Origin of the sequence: Tsukamurella hominis (assembly GCF_965137015.1) — a bacterium.
In the GTDB taxonomy this organism is placed as follows: domain Bacteria; phylum Actinomycetota; class Actinomycetes; order Mycobacteriales; family Mycobacteriaceae; genus Tsukamurella; species Tsukamurella hominis.
The window spans coordinates 335051-348505 of sequence record NZ_CBCRZG010000001.1 but is presented as its reverse complement, the minus strand read 5'-3'; the positions used below and the strand labels follow the sequence as shown (position 1 = coordinate 348505).

The window sequence follows — 13455 nt, the reverse complement described above, 5'->3', positions numbered from 1 at the left end:
GGGGTGGCCGCGGGTTCGCCTCGGCGTTACTGGGGCGGAGCGGCGGGATCGTCCGCCTCGGGCGCCGCGGGACGGGGCGCGGGCGCGCTCGGTCGGGGCGCCGGCGCCGCCGGGTTCGCCGGGCCGGACGGGGCCGAGGGCGCACCGTCGTACGCGGACGAGCCGCGGCGGGGCTCCCGGCCCTCGCGGCCCTTCAGGATGCGCTTGGGCAGCCGGTTGACCAGGTCGCTCATGGGGTTGACGGCGGCGGTCATCAGCGCGACGGCCTCGTTGAGCTCGGCGACGACGTCGGGGAGCTGGGAGACGGCGTCCAGCGTGCCGCCGGGGGCGATGGCGCGCTCGATGGCGCCCTCCTGGCCGAGGAGCTGGTCGACGATGCCGCCGTCGGCGATCGCGCGGTCGATGACCCCGTTCGGCTCGGTGAGCTTGTCGATGAGGCCGTCCTGGCCGGTGAGCTTGTCGAGCACGCCGTCCTTGGCGGCCAGCTTGTCCAGCACGCCGCCCTTCTCGGTGAGTTTGTCGAGGACGCCGTCCTTGGACATGAGCTTCTCGAGCACACCGTCGGGCGCGGTGAGCTTGTCGATGACGCCGCCCTCGGAGGTGAGGCGCTCGAGGACGCCCTCGGACTCCGTGATCTGGTCGACGACGCCGCCGGGGCGGGTGAGCCGGTCGAGCGGCCCGCCCTCCTGCGTCAGGCGGGTGACGGGGCTGTCCTCCTTGGTGGCCTGGTCGAGGAGGCCGCCGGGGGCGGTGAGCTTCTCGAGCATGCCGCCGGGCTCGGTGAGCCGGTCGACGACGCCGCCGGACTTGAGCACGCGGTCGAGGGGCCCGCCGCGCGAGAGGATGATTCCGACGGGGCGGTCGGGTTCGAGCAGGGAGGCGAGGCGCTGCAACAGCTGCATCGGCGTGGCGGAGGACATCCCCGCCTCCACGTGCAGCGCGTTGCTCACCTCCGTATCGACGTTCTGCACGGCGAATCGGGTGACGGCGACGCCGCCCTCGATCGCCGACATCGCGGCGTCGGCGGTCGAGAAGGCGACGCGCAGCGGTGTGGTGACGATGCCCTTGAGGTCCATAGCCGCCCATCGTAGGGGGCGCGGTGAGAGGATCCGAGGCGAATCCACTCATTGTGCGCACCTACGCCGGCCGCCGGACCGCCTCGACGGTGGCGCTCCACCCCGCGGCGCCGTGGCCCAGGTCGATCGCTCGCCGAGCCACCGCATCGACGCCGCGCAGCACCGCGACGTCGAGTCCGTGCGCCGCGGCGGCGTGCAGGACGTGCTCGACGCCCGCGGCGTCCATGACCAGGTTGTCCGCCTCGCCCGGGTACGCCCCCGCGTCGATGTCGGCCGCCATCGCGGGGACCAGCGACGTGAGCAGCCCGCCGTTGCCGAGCAGATACGGAACGAGGTCGACGGCTGCGATCCCCTCCGCCCGCCCCAGGGCGAAGGCGTGCACGAGGCCGGACATGCTCGTCCAGAAGTAGTCGAGCACGGCGACGTCGTACGCGGCGGGGAGGGCGTGGTCCTCGCCGAGGTGCGTAGTGGCGCCGCCGAGTGCCCGCAGGGTGCGCTCGTGCCGCTCGAACGCGGACCGCGGGCCCGCGTAGAGGACCAGCGCGTCGTCGGCGCCCACCATCGGCACGTTGACGACGATGGTGCCGTCCAGGTAGTCGAGTCCCTCCTCCTTCGCCCACGCGGCGGCCTCCCGGGCGCGCTGCGGGACATCGGAACTCAGGTCCGCCAGCACCCGGCCCCGCAGGTCCGCGGCGAGCGGGCCGAGCACGGCGCGGGAGGCCGTCTGGTCGAGCAGGCAGACCACGACGAGATCGGACGCGCGGACGGCCTCCGCCGCAGTGGCCGCCTCCCGCGCGCCGCGGGCGACGAGACGATCCGCCCTCCCCGGGGTCCGGTTCCACACGGTGACGCGGTGTCCGGCATCGACGAAGGCCGCTGCGATCGCGTGCCCCATGGCCCCGAGGCCGAGCACGGTGACGGTCGCCGCGCTGTCGGGCCGGCTCATGCGACGACCTCCGCGGCCTCGTCGCGGCGGTCTTCCTCACGTCGCAGGCTCTCGTAGATCCTCGCCATGCCCTCGTCGCCGTGACCGAGGGTGACCTGTTCGGCGATGAGCGCCTGAACGGCGCGGAGGGTCGATGAGTTCGCGCCCGCCCCGTCGCTGGCGCGGATGATGTCGGACAGGTCCGAGAAGTGCAGGCTCTGTTGTCCCGGGACGGTGTAGTCACCGCCGTCGATGATCTCCGCGTCCCCCGCGAAGTGGGGCACCATCGCGGCGACGAACGGAACCGCGCGGGCTGCGAAGTCGGTCGCTCGCATGCCCACCGACGCGGCCATCGCCGCTCCGTGGAGCAGGCCGGCGAACATCTGGTACATCGCCGCGAGCATCGCGAGATCGACGAGCGACGCGGCACCGGGCTCGGCACCGTCGTAGACGATCTCCGCCCACACCTCGAGCACCGCGCGCGTGCGTTCGTGGACGGCGGCCGGCCCGCTGACGAAGAGCTGCGCACCGGGGGCGCCGATCATCGGCGGCGTCGCGAGGATCGCCCCGTTGAGGAAGTCGATCCCGTGCTTCGCCGCCCAGGTGCCGAGTTCGCGCGCTTCATCCGGCGTCGTGGTGGTGAGGTCGATGAGGGTGCGGCCGCGGAGCGCTTCCGCGAGGGGGTCGAGGGTCTCCCGGACTGAGGCGTACCGGAGCAGGCAGGTGACGATCACCTCGCTCCCGCCCACCGCCTCGTCGATGGTGCCGGCGCGGTGCGCGCCGCGCTCGACGAGGCCGTCGCCGCGCCCGGGGCTGCGGTTCCAGACGGTGACGGGGTCGCCGCGGTCCAGGAGTGCGGCGGCGAGGGCGGTGCCCATGGCCCCCAGTCCGAGGATCGACAGGGTCTGCGGCTCGTGTGCTCTTGCGTTCTGCGGTGTCATGCCTCGATCATCGAGAGGAACGGTCGGTTCCGTAAGTACCCACTATTTACTGGGGTACTTACCTTCTGGTGAGTGAGGTGGTCATGGCGAGATCGACACGATCGGGCCCGTACATCTGCGGCATCGACGCCGCGCTGGACGTGGTGAGCGGGAAGTGGAAGGGCCTCATCCTGTGGGAGCTGCAGGCCCACGGCGTGCGGCGGTTCGCGGAGCTACGCCGAGGACTGCCGGGCGTGAGCGAGAAGATGCTCACCCAGCACTTGCGGGAGATGGAGGAGGACGGCCTGGTGACGCGCGAGGTGTACGCGCAGGTGCCGCCGAAGGTCGAGTACTCGCTGACCACGTCCGGCCTGGCACTGAACGCGGCGCTCGCGCCGCTCGGTGCCTGGGGGCGCGATCGCCTGCGGCGGGAGCGGATCGACACGGTGCCGCTCGCGCCCGGCGGAGAAGCGTCGGAGAATGTTGACACGTCGGGAATCTCCGACATATCCTCGACGGCGTGACCACGGAGACGGAGAGCACCGATCGCGTCTTCCTCGCGCTCGCCAATCCCCTTCGCCGCGAACTCCTCCGGATCCTCGCCGAGGGGCCGCTCGCCGCGGGCGAGCTCAGCGCGCGGTTCACACTGAGCCGCCCGGCGGTGGCGGAGCACCTCAAGGTGCTCCGCGACGCGGGACTCGTCGCCGACTCCCCCGACGGCCGACGCCGGATCTACCGGCTGACGGCCGAGCCGCTGGCGGACCTCGGCGAGTGGTTGCACCCGTTCGAGAAGTTCTGGCGCGCACGCCTGTCCGCGCTCGCCGACGTCGCAGAGGAGTTGTGAGATGGCCGCCATCACACTGGATCAGTTCGTCGCCGCCACGCCGGCCGCCGTGTGGCGCGCCCTCACCGAGCCGGAGCTGGTGCGGCGGTGGTGGGCCGAGGGTGACATCGGAGCCGAGGTCGGCCACGAATTCACCCTGGACATGCCGGGCTTCGGCGCGCAGCCGTGCCGCGTCCTGGAATCGGTGGCGCCCGAGCGCTTCGTCTACACCTTCACCCCCGCGTGGACCCTCGCGTGGACGCTGCGCCCCGAGGGGCGGGGCACCCGCGTCCTCCTGGAGCACAGCGGATTCGACCTGGACGACAAGCGGATGGCCGCCGCCTTCGACCGCATGGGTCCGGGCTGGCGCGACGTGGTGCTGCCGCGCCTCGCGGAGACCGCCGCCGCGCTCTGACGCCGGCACGTCTGCCATGATCGGCTGGTGACCGAGCGCACCGTTCTCGCCGACCCCGTCAACTCCGCCCTCTCCGGCCCGCACGCGCGGTTCCGGCAGGCCTCGGGACGGATCCAGCGGTACCACCCGGACGTCTCGGTGTTCTACGGCCACCCGCGCGAGCTCACCGACGAGGACTACGCGGACGTCGCGCGCCTGACCGGCGCGGACCGGATCGCCCTGCTGCGCGACCGCTCGGCACCGCTCCCGGCGGGATGGACCGTGGTCGAAACGATCGGCCTGGTGCAGTACGACGGCAGCGCCGTCGAGACCGCGCCGGAGCCGGAGGCCGTGCGCCTCACCGCCCCCGACGTCCCGGAGATGACCGCGCTCGTCGAACGGACCAAGCCCGGCCCGTTCCTGCCGCGCACCATCGAGCTGGGCACGTACCTCGGCATCCGAGGCGCCGACGGGGCCCTCATCGCGATGGCCGGCGAGCGGATGCACCCGCAGGGCTGGACCGAGATCAGCGCGGTGTGCACGGCGCCCGAGGCGCGGGGGCGGGGCCTGGCCTCCCGGCTGATCCGCGCCGTCGCCCACGGCATCCGCGAGCGCGGCGACGCCCCCTTCCTGCACACCTCGGACGACAACCCGGCGCAGAAGCTCTACGACGCCATGGGCTTCCTCCACACCAGCACGGTGTCCCTCGAGGTGATCCGCGTCCCCGCGGACTAGGCGCTAGGCCGCCGGGACGCCCGCGGCGCCGGACGAGCGCTCCGAGCCCAGCCGAACCGCCGCCGTGCACGCGCCGATCAGCAGGACCACGAGGAGTGCGCCGATGCCGAAGGTCTCCCAGTCGAACGGGCCGGCGGCGGCACCGTCGGCCTGCTTGCGCGCGGAGCCGGACAGGAAGGGCACGATCAGCAGCACGCCGACGCCGGCGACGGCCTCGGCGGTGACCACCTTCGGGAAGTGGTGCAGGGCCAGCCGAACGACGGTGTCCTCGTCGCCGGCGAGGCGCGCCCGCCGGATCGCGGGGATGAGGACGCGCACGTTGTAGACGCCCGCCGCCACCATCCCGGCGACGAGGAGCAGCTTGATCACCAGGTAGCGCCCGTACGGCGTCGTGACGAACTGGGCGAACGAGCCCACGTGCACCCACGTCAGCCACAGACCGCTCACGCCGACCGCGATGACGGCGCCCATCGCCCACGCGCTGAACCGGACCCACATGCGCTCGAAGGCGCCGGCGCCGTCGACCCCGGAGCGCCGCGCGCGCAGGCCGGCGGCCGCGAGCACGAACAGGCCGCCGAGCCAGACGACGCAGGCCAGGATGTGCGCGAGCTTGAGGACGCGATTGGCCGCCGCGTCCATGCCCACCACCGCCGTGGTGAGGCTGGGCGCCGACGCGGCGAGCATCACGACGGCGAAGCCCGCGGTCGCCACGACGGCCATCGAGCGGCCGTGCAGCCGCCGCAGGGCCAGCAGCAGCACGACCGCGAGCGCGAACAGGGCGAGCTGCACCGTGGCCATCGCGGCGGCGGAGATCCACGCCCCCTTCTCCTTCGGCAGGCCGAGGTACGCGCCGATTCGGGCCGGCGAGAGCGACTCGGCGAACGAGAGTCCCAGCTTGCTCCGCGCGATGCGCCCCGCGTACTGCGCGTACGCAGCGACCACGGTGAAGACCGCGATGTACGGCACCAAGCCGCGGAGGGCGCGCTCGGCCGCGCCGCCCCGGGCAGTGGCGGGCAGCAGGAAGGCGAGTGCCAGGAACAGCCCGCCGGACAGCGACAGTGCGCCGAAGTAGCCCATCTGCGTGAGGATGCGCCACAGCGGAGGAGCGGCCGGTGCGGCCGCGGCGAGATGCAAGGTAAGGCTCGTCATAGTCGAGTGAGACTAGCCTTACTTACCCGGTGTGACCAATCGGACAAAACCCCTCTTTACCTGGGGTTTTATTAGTTTCGACAAGCTGTCCGGTTCTTGCATGCGCGCATCGTCCGCCGAGAATTGATAGGATGATTCGGCCGCGATGACGCCGCGGCGACAGCTCCGTGTATCTACCTGGCACGGCCTCCGGGCACCCAAGGCGGCACGTCGACAACGATGGCGGCCGCGGCGCCGCGGAAAGGCCCGACGACGGTGACCGCCACCATGTCCCACGAGACGTCCCCCCAGGAGACCCCTTCCCCCGCACCGACATTGCTGTCGGTCGCCGGGCGCAGCTACTTCCCGGTGGCCTTCGTCGCGCGGCTCCCCTTCGCCATGATGGTGGTCGGCGTCCTCACCCTGGTGGTCGCCGGCCGGGACTCGCTCGCCTTCGGCGGCCTGAGTTCCGCGATGGTCGGCATCGGCTCCGCCGCAGTCGGTCCGCTCGTCGGCGCGGCGGCGGACCGGTTCGGCCAGCGCCGGACGGTGCTCGCCGCGGGGATCGCGAACAGCCTTGCGCTGCTCCTCATGACGTGGGTCGTCTTCAGCCCGCTGCCCGGCTGGGCGGTGCTCGCCTCGGCCGCGCTGGTGGGCGCGAGCGCCCCGCAGGTCGGGCCGATGTCGCGCAGCCGCCTGGTCACCATCATCACCACGAAGCTCCCCGAGGGACGCCGGGTGCGCACGCTGCTCTCGGTGATGGCCTACGAATCCGCGGCCGACGAGGTGATCTTCGTCTTCGGCCCGGTCATCGTCGGCCTACTCGCGACCACGATGTCGCCCGCCGCCCCGATGATCGGCGCGGCCGTGCTCACGGTGCTCTTCGTCTCGGCCTTCGCCCTGCACCCCAGCGGCCGGGCGCCCGAGCAGCACGGCGACGGCGCCGTCGTGCAGGCGCCGGCCCGCGAGCTCGCGAATCCCCTGCTGTTCACCGTGATCGCCGGCGTCTTCGGCATGGGCCTGTTCTTCGGCTCCACCCTCACCGGGCTCACGGCCTTCATGCGCGACGCCGGCAACGCGGAGTCCGCCGGGCTCTTCTACGGCGTCATGGGCGTCGGCTCCGCCGCGCTCGCCCTCGGCTCCGCGCTCCTCCCCGAGCGGTTCAGCATCGCCGCGCGGTGGGTGAGCTTCTCCACGGTGCTCGTGTTCGGCGCCGCCTTGATCGCCGCCGCGCCCTCGCTCCCGCTGCTGGTGGCAGGACTGGCCATCGCGGGCATCGGCGTGGGCCCGACCCTGGTGACCGAGTTCAGCCTGGGCGCCGAGCGCAGCCCGCTGGGCCGCTCCGCCACCGTCATGACCATCCTCGGCAGCAGCCTGATCCTGGGCCAGTCGCTGGCGTCGGCGGTGAACGGCGCGCTCGCGGAGAACGTCGGCACCGGGGTGGCGCAGTGCGCGCCGCTGGTCGCCGCCCTCGTCGTGCTGGGTGCGGGCGTCGCGAACGCCGTTCTCTCGCGGCGTCAGTCGGCGGGCGCCGCCGCGGGCAGCGCGGGTGCGGCGGGCGACCAGCCCGGCCCCTTCGCCACGTAGCCCCATCGCTCGCGCCACGAGCGCGTACCCCGCACGTCCGCGAGGATCGCGGTGTACTCGTGCGTCGCGACCTTGAGCGGGTTGTGCGTCTCGATGTTCTTCGTCAGCCCGAAGCGCACCCGCTCCCCCTCCGGCTCGAAGGTGCCGAACAGGCGGTCCCAGACGATGAGGATGCCGCCGTAGTTGCGGTCGAGGTACGCCGCGTTCGAGCCGTGGTGCACGCGGTGGTGCGACGGGGTGTTCATCACGAATTCGATCGGCCGCCACAGCTTCCCGACCCGCTCGGTGTGGATGAAGAACTGGTAGAGCAGGCTCACCGACTGTTGCAGCAGGATCATCCACGGCGGGATGCCGATGAGCGCCAGCGGGATCCAGTAGGGCAGCGCGGTGAACGGCGTCCAGGTCTGGCGGAGCGCGGTCGAGAGGTTGTAGAAGCGGCTCGAGTGGTGCACGACGTGGCTCGCCCAGAGCACGCGCACGGTGTGGTGGGTGCGGTGGTACCAGTAGTAGGCCAGGTCGTCGGCCACGAAGAGCAGCACCCAGGTCAGCGGGTTCGTCGCCGGGAGGTGCACCGGCGCGATCAGGTACGCGCCGGCCAGCGCCGCCAGTACCACCAGCTTCCAGCCCAGGTTGATCACCACGTTGCCGATCCCCATGGTGAGGCTGGTGCGCGCGTCGCGCAGGTCGTAGCCGAGCTCGTCGTCGTCCGGTCGGAACCGGAAGGACAGGTACTCCAGCGCGAGGCAGAGCACGAACACCGGGATGGCGGCGCGGATGAGGTCGAACACGGTGGCATCGGTGCTTTCTAGGAGGTCGCCGAGGCGGTGTCGAGGGCGGCGACGACGCCGGCCAGGAGGTCGGAGGTCGTCCGGTGGGCCGCATCGCCGTCACCGTCGGCGATGTGCCGGGCGAGGTCGAGGTGCGCCTGCCGGTCCAACAGCTCACCGTCGAGCCCGAGGGCGCCGAAGGTCTGCTCGCCCACGCCCCGCATGCCGGCGAGAAGAGTGTTGAGCGCGAGCCGATAGGCGAGGTTCCCGGAGCCGTCGATCACGGCAGTCCAGAAGGCGGCGTCAGCGACGTACCCGCCGTCCGGATAGCCCTGCGCGAGCGCGACGATCGCGGCCTTGCGCTCCGCGGTAGCGCGCTCGGCGCACAGCCGCGCGGCGTCGGCGGCGATGGTGCGGCGCATCTCGGTGACGTCGCGCAGTACCCGCAGCGGTGGTACGACGCCCGCGGCGGCGACGGCGCTGAGCACGTCGAGGCCGGCGCTCTCCCGCCAGTCGAGCACACGGGTCTTGCCGCCCTGCGCGATGTGCACCAACCCCGCCTGCCGCACGCCCTTGAGGGCCTCGCGGATCGCGTGGCGGTTCACGCCGAAGCGCTCGGCGAGCTCGCGCTCCGCGGGCAGCGGGTCGCCCGGGGCGAGGCGCCCGGACAGGATCTCGTCGACGATGCGCGCGAGCACCTCGTCCGAGACCGCGGTCCTGGCGATGGGGGTGACGTCCATGGCGAGCAGCATGGCACGGCTCCAGGTCCTGGTCAACTGGTTGGACCAGTTGTGTGAGGTGCACACTGAGGACGTGACCACGACCAGTGCCGGGCTTCTGCTGTTCCGCCGCACCGACGACGGTGTCGAGATGCTGCTCGGCCACATGGGCGGCCCGTTCTGGAGCCGCAAGGACACGCACGCCTGGTCGATCCCCAAGGGGCTGTACACCGATGAGGAGCCCCTGGCCGCCGCGGAGCGCGAGTTCGCCGAGGAGATGGGCTCCCCCGCGCCAACGGGCCCGACGGTGCCGCTGGGCTCCGTCCGGCAGTCCGGCGGCAAGACGGTGACGGTCTTCGCCCGCGAGGGCGACTTCGACGCGGAGACCATCCGCTCCAACGAGTTCGAGCTGGAGTGGCCCCGCGGCTCCGGCCGGATGCAGAGCTTCCCCGAGATCGACCGCGCCGGCTGGTTCAGCCCCGGGGAGGCCGTGGAGAAGCTGGTGAAGGCGCAGTCGGCGTTCCTCGACCGGCTGCGGGAGCACCTGGCTGACGGCTGAGCGAGCCCACGACAGCGCGGCTCCGGAGCCGCGATCGGGACGTACCGCCCAAGAGTGTCGGCGCCGAACGCTATAAAGATTCGGACACGCACGAACGGGGAGGTTCGCATCAATGTCCACCTGCGTAGCTGACGGCACGGCGCACCCGACGGTGATGCTGTGGACGGACGCCTTCCCCTGGCTCACCACCTCCGCACCAGAAGGCGAGTGGGCGGCTCCCATTGACGACGCGGGCACCGAGGCGAGACGGGCGCGCCTCGCCGAACTCGCCGCCCTCGCGATGGAGCACGTTCCCGGGACGCCCGTCATCGAGCTGTTCCCGCTGCTCCCGCCCGACGTTTCCGTGACCGCCCTGCAACTCCCCACTCGTGCGGCCCGCGCTCTGGCCAGGTTCGACTACACCACGACGAGCCAATTGCGCCCCCTGACGTGCGGCACGATGATGGGCTGGAAGGCCATCGGTGTCGGCACCGTCGGAGCGATCCTCGAGGCACTTGCCGAGGTCAACGCACAGGGCGCCCGCCCCGAGCTGACCGGGTCACTCGCGACCTTCGCAGGTACGGATCCGGAGACGCCGGAACAGATCGTCGCCGACCTGTACCTGAGCCCGTCCACGACAGAGGAATCCCCCGACCCCGGCGGCGCCATGGGCGAACGACTGCTCGTCATCCGGCGATGGCTCGAAGCCATCGGACGGCCCGACGAACCACTCCTCGGGGGCGAAGCGCTGCCCGGCGAGCCTCCCGAGGTCCTCGACGCACGCGAGTACCTCCGCGGCCTCACCGCCGCGGACCTGCGGGACGAGGCGGCTCCGGCACGGACGATCGCGACGATGCTCGACGAGCTGTTCGTCGGAGTCGCGCCACGCACCGTCGACATCCTGCGGCTCCGGCTGTTCGCCGATGAACCCGTGACGCTGGAGGAGCTCGGACAGGCGCACGGGGTGACCAGGGAGCGCGTCCGCCAGCTCGATAACAAGGCGCGCGCCACGCTGTCGAGCGCCGTGACCGAGGGCGGTCCCCTCGCGCAGGCCGCAGCAGCGGTCCGCCGAACCATCGGCGCGCTTCGTCCACTGGAGGACGTGATCGCCGTGATGCCGGCCCTCTCCGGCACCGTCGACGCCGTCGGGCAACCCGCCTGGCGACTACTGGATCGTCTCGACGACAGCTACGAGATCGTCGACGGGTGGTGCGCTGCACCCACCATCGCAGAAGCGGAGAACCGGACGCGGCAGCTTCTCGATGCTGCGGCCGGCCCGCACGGCGTGGTCCGGATCGGCGACGTCGCATTCGGACCCGAGCCCGCGCCCGAGCGGACGACGCGATCGTGGCTGGAGCGGTGCGGGTACGTCGTCGACGGCGATCATGTGATCACCCGGATCTCGTCCGTCGGCGACTACGCCGCCGCCGTGCTGTCGATCGAGGGAGCGCCTCTGGGGGCACAGCAGATCGTGGACCGCTTCGCCCACGAACGGAGCGCGCGAAGCCTTGCGAACTCCCTCAGCTCGGACGATCGGTTCGCCCGCGTCGACCGCGATCGCTGGGCCCTCGCCGAATGGGGACTCGAAGGGTACGCGGGGATCAAGGCCGCGATCGGAAGGGAACTCGACCAGGCGGGCGGCGCAGTCCCCCTCGACGATCTCGTCGAGGCCATCACCAGCCGCTTCTCCGTCTCCGCCACCAGCGTGCTCGCCTACGCCTCCAATCCGCCGTACGAGCTGCGGGGCGGCATCGTCCGCGGAGCGACGACCGCGCGCCACCCGCGGAAGGCCCCCGAGCACACCGCTCGCCTGTACCGGCACGGCGACGCCTGGGCGCTCCGCGTCCGGGTGACCGGCGAACACCTGCGGGGCAGCGGATTCATCGCCCCGATCGCGATCGCCGGCATCCTCGGGATGAGCCACGGCGACAAGGTGGTCCTCGCCTCGGACTACGACGAGCAGGCGGTGAACTGGACCGGAAACCAGCCGATCTTCGGCACAATCCGGCGCTACCTGCTCGCCTACGACGTCTCCGCAGGGACCGAGGTCCTCCTCATCTTCGGCGACGAGCAGCTCTTCACGGTCGAAGTGGTCGACTCGGCATCAGGCGACCCGGTCCGCGACGCACTCGTCCTCATCGGCGCCGGGCGACGTCTCCGCGGAGATTCCGCGCGACGAGCGTTCGCGCGCGCCGTGTGCCTCCCCGAGGATTCCCCGCTCACGACGATCATCGGCGCCTACCGCAGCCGCGGGGACGACGACATCGCCGAGTTGCTCCTCACCGCCCGCACCGCCATCCAGGACGACGAGGCGCAGGATGCGGGTCCCGCTCCGCTTCCCTGAGCTCGCGGTGGGCCCGGCGGCGCCGGCCGGATACCGGTCTTCCCTCGATCATGCCGGCTTGTTCAGCCCCGAGACGGCGGCAGAGGGGTCGGCGAAGGCGTGGCCGACGTTCCTCGACCGGCTGCGGGAGCACCTATCCGGAGCGTGAGCGCCCAGGCGCCGACGGCGCAGGCGAGCGAGGCTCCGGCGGCGGCCAACGCGATGTGGTTCCACCCGGCGACGGCGCCGGTGCCCGCCGCGAGGACACCGGCGATCGTGATGCCGAGCGCGGAGCCGACGTAGCGAGCGGTGTTGTTGACGCCGCTGCCCATCGCGGCGTCGGCCGCGGGGACGCTCGCGATCGCCTCGCGCGCCAGTCCGGTGTTGAGCAGTCCTGACGCGATGCCCGCGACCAGGAGGCCCGGGACGAGGCGGAGCGGGGAGGCACCGTCGGACAGACCCGCGGTGAGGAGCAGGCCCAACCCCACGCCGGCGAGCCCGCCGACGAGGTGGACCCGACCGGAGAGGACCCCCGCGAGGCGCGAGAAGCCCAGCGCCGCCACGGCGCTCGTCCCCGCCCACAGCGCCAGCAGGGCGCCCGCCTGCAGTGTGCTCAGGCCGAGGCCGCGGACGACGAAGGTGGCGGCGACGGACATCGCGGAGATCACGCCGATGCCGGTGCCGAAGGCCGCGAGGGTCGCGGCGAGGAATCGGGGCCGTCGGAACAGGCCAGGGTCGACGAGGCGCGCCCGGCCGTAGCGCTGGCTCGCGACGAGTGCGGCGGCGAGGACCACGGCCGCCATCCCGAGCGCGGCCGCCGGCGCGCCCGCCCCGGCGCGCGCCTCGACGAGCGCCGCGACCGCTGCGGTGAGGGCACCCGTGAGCAGGGCGAATCCGAGGACGTCGAGCGGGCGGTCCGGGTTGTGCGCCGGCCGCGCCGGGATCCTGCGCGCCGAGACCCACAGCGCCGCGCCGCCCGCCGCCAGCAGGAGGTAGAACAGGCGCCAGGCGCCCGCGAGGTCGAGGAGGCCGGTGAGGATCGGCCCGAGGGCGATCCCCGCACCCATCGACGAGCTCCACCACACCGCGGTGCGGGCGCGGTGGCCGTCGTGTTCGCTCACCGCGGCGACGAGGCCCAGCCCCGTGGCGATCATCCCCGCGGCGCCGACGCCGGCGAGGATCCGGGCGGCCACGAACAGCGGCGCCGAGGCCACCGCCGCGCACGCGAGGCTCGCCGCGACGAAGACGGCGGCGCCGGCGAGGAAGACCCGTCGGTGGCCGATGCGGTCGGCGACGACACCCGCGGTGACCAGGGCCGCCGCGAGCCCGACGCTCATCGACGCGAGGATCCACGTGGCCGCCGCCGGCCCCGCGCGCAGCGCGCCGTTGAGTGTGACGGCGTTGCCCAGCGGTCCCGCGTACGCGAGCATCGCGAGCAGCGTGCTCGCGGCGACGGTCACGAGGACCCGCTCGTACCCGGACTCCAGTCTGGTCATGAGACTCATCATGACCCATGACGA

14 protein-coding genes are annotated in these 13455 nt (G+C 72.5%); 7 read left to right on the top strand and 7 right to left on the bottom strand.

The window, feature by feature from the left end; genetic code table 11:
* Positions 1-26: 26 nt before the first annotated feature.
* The 3 genes from ACM9LD_RS01700 to ACM9LD_RS01690 form a co-directional block, all read right to left on the bottom strand.
* On the bottom strand, positions 27-1076 hold the full coding sequence (locus tag ACM9LD_RS01700) for a hypothetical protein (protein ID WP_462933947.1): 1050 nt from the start codon (positions 1074-1076) through the stop codon (positions 27-29).
* A gap of 61 nt (positions 1077-1137) precedes the next feature.
* The gene (locus ACM9LD_RS01695) at positions 1138-2022 is read right to left on the bottom strand and encodes an NAD(P)-dependent oxidoreductase (RefSeq protein WP_415675067.1); all 885 of its coding nucleotides are present in this window, start codon (positions 2020-2022) and stop codon (positions 1138-1140) included.
* Entirely contained in the window at positions 2019-2942 is a 924-nt protein-coding gene (locus ACM9LD_RS01690) for an NAD(P)-dependent oxidoreductase (protein ID WP_415675066.1), read from the bottom strand. The genes ACM9LD_RS01695 and ACM9LD_RS01690 overlap by 4 nt, the downstream gene beginning before the upstream one ends.
* An 83-nt stretch (positions 2943-3025) precedes the next feature.
* On the opposite strand from ACM9LD_RS01690, the gene ACM9LD_RS01685 reads away from it, so the two are divergent.
* From ACM9LD_RS01685 to ACM9LD_RS01670, 4 genes are read left to right on the top strand one after another with little or no spacing between them, the layout of a single operon-like run.
* Positions 3026-3445 carry a winged helix-turn-helix transcriptional regulator gene (locus ACM9LD_RS01685; RefSeq protein WP_415675065.1) on the top strand — a complete coding sequence of 140 codons (420 nt, stop codon included), beginning with the start codon at positions 3026-3028 and terminating at the stop codon, positions 3443-3445.
* The gene (locus ACM9LD_RS01680) at positions 3442-3765 is read left to right on the top strand and encodes an ArsR/SmtB family transcription factor (protein ID WP_415675064.1); all 324 of its coding nucleotides are present in this window, start codon (positions 3442-3444) and stop codon (positions 3763-3765) included. Before ACM9LD_RS01685 ends, ACM9LD_RS01680 begins: the two co-directional genes overlap by 4 nt.
* A 1-nt stretch (position 3766) precedes the next feature.
* On the top strand, positions 3767-4159 hold the full coding sequence (locus ACM9LD_RS01675; protein WP_415675063.1) for an SRPBCC family protein: 393 nt from the start codon (positions 3767-3769) through the stop codon (positions 4157-4159).
* Positions 4160-4186: 27 nt separating this feature from the next.
* On the top strand, positions 4187-4873 hold the full coding sequence (locus ACM9LD_RS01670) for a GNAT family N-acetyltransferase (protein WP_415675062.1): 687 nt from the start codon (positions 4187-4189) through the stop codon (positions 4871-4873).
* Between the two features lie 3 nt (positions 4874-4876).
* Here the strand turns inward: ACM9LD_RS01670 and ACM9LD_RS01665 are convergent, their stop codons facing one another.
* Complete coding sequence (locus ACM9LD_RS01665) at positions 4877-6022, bottom strand: CopD family protein (RefSeq protein ID WP_415675061.1); 1146 nt, start codon at positions 6020-6022, stop codon at positions 4877-4879.
* Positions 6023-6277: 255 nt separating this feature from the next.
* On the opposite strand from ACM9LD_RS01665, the gene ACM9LD_RS01660 reads away from it, so the two are divergent.
* On the top strand, positions 6278-7588 hold the full coding sequence (locus tag ACM9LD_RS01660; RefSeq protein ID WP_415675060.1) for an MFS transporter: 1311 nt from the start codon (positions 6278-6280) through the stop codon (positions 7586-7588).
* Here ACM9LD_RS01660 and ACM9LD_RS01655 read toward each other — a convergent pair.
* Both ACM9LD_RS01655 and ACM9LD_RS01650 read right to left on the bottom strand, forming a co-directional pair.
* Positions 7519-8376: a sterol desaturase family protein gene (locus ACM9LD_RS01655; protein ID WP_415675059.1), complete on the bottom strand. Its 858-nt coding sequence runs from the start codon at positions 8374-8376 to the stop codon at positions 7519-7521. The two genes, ACM9LD_RS01660 and ACM9LD_RS01655, sit on opposite strands and share 70 nt — an antisense overlap.
* Positions 8377-8393: 17 nt before the next feature.
* Entirely contained in the window at positions 8394-9107 is a 714-nt protein-coding gene (locus ACM9LD_RS01650) for a FadR/GntR family transcriptional regulator (protein WP_415675058.1), read from the bottom strand.
* A gap of 61 nt (positions 9108-9168) precedes the next feature.
* On the opposite strand from ACM9LD_RS01650, the gene ACM9LD_RS01645 reads away from it, so the two are divergent.
* Both ACM9LD_RS01645 and ACM9LD_RS01640 read left to right on the top strand, forming a co-directional pair.
* Positions 9169-9633: an NUDIX domain-containing protein gene (locus ACM9LD_RS01645; protein ID WP_415675057.1), complete on the top strand. Its 465-nt coding sequence runs from the start codon at positions 9169-9171 to the stop codon at positions 9631-9633.
* A 112-nt stretch (positions 9634-9745) separates the two neighbouring features.
* Positions 9746-11956: a sigma factor-like helix-turn-helix DNA-binding protein gene (locus ACM9LD_RS01640; RefSeq protein WP_415675056.1), complete on the top strand. Its 2211-nt coding sequence runs from the start codon at positions 9746-9748 to the stop codon at positions 11954-11956.
* 62 nt (positions 11957-12018) lie between these two features.
* Here the strand turns inward: ACM9LD_RS01640 and ACM9LD_RS01635 are convergent, their stop codons facing one another.
* On the bottom strand, positions 12019-13431 hold the full coding sequence (locus tag ACM9LD_RS01635) for an MFS transporter (RefSeq protein ID WP_415675055.1): 1413 nt from the start codon (positions 13429-13431) through the stop codon (positions 12019-12021).
* Positions 13432-13455: the final 24 nt, after the last annotated feature.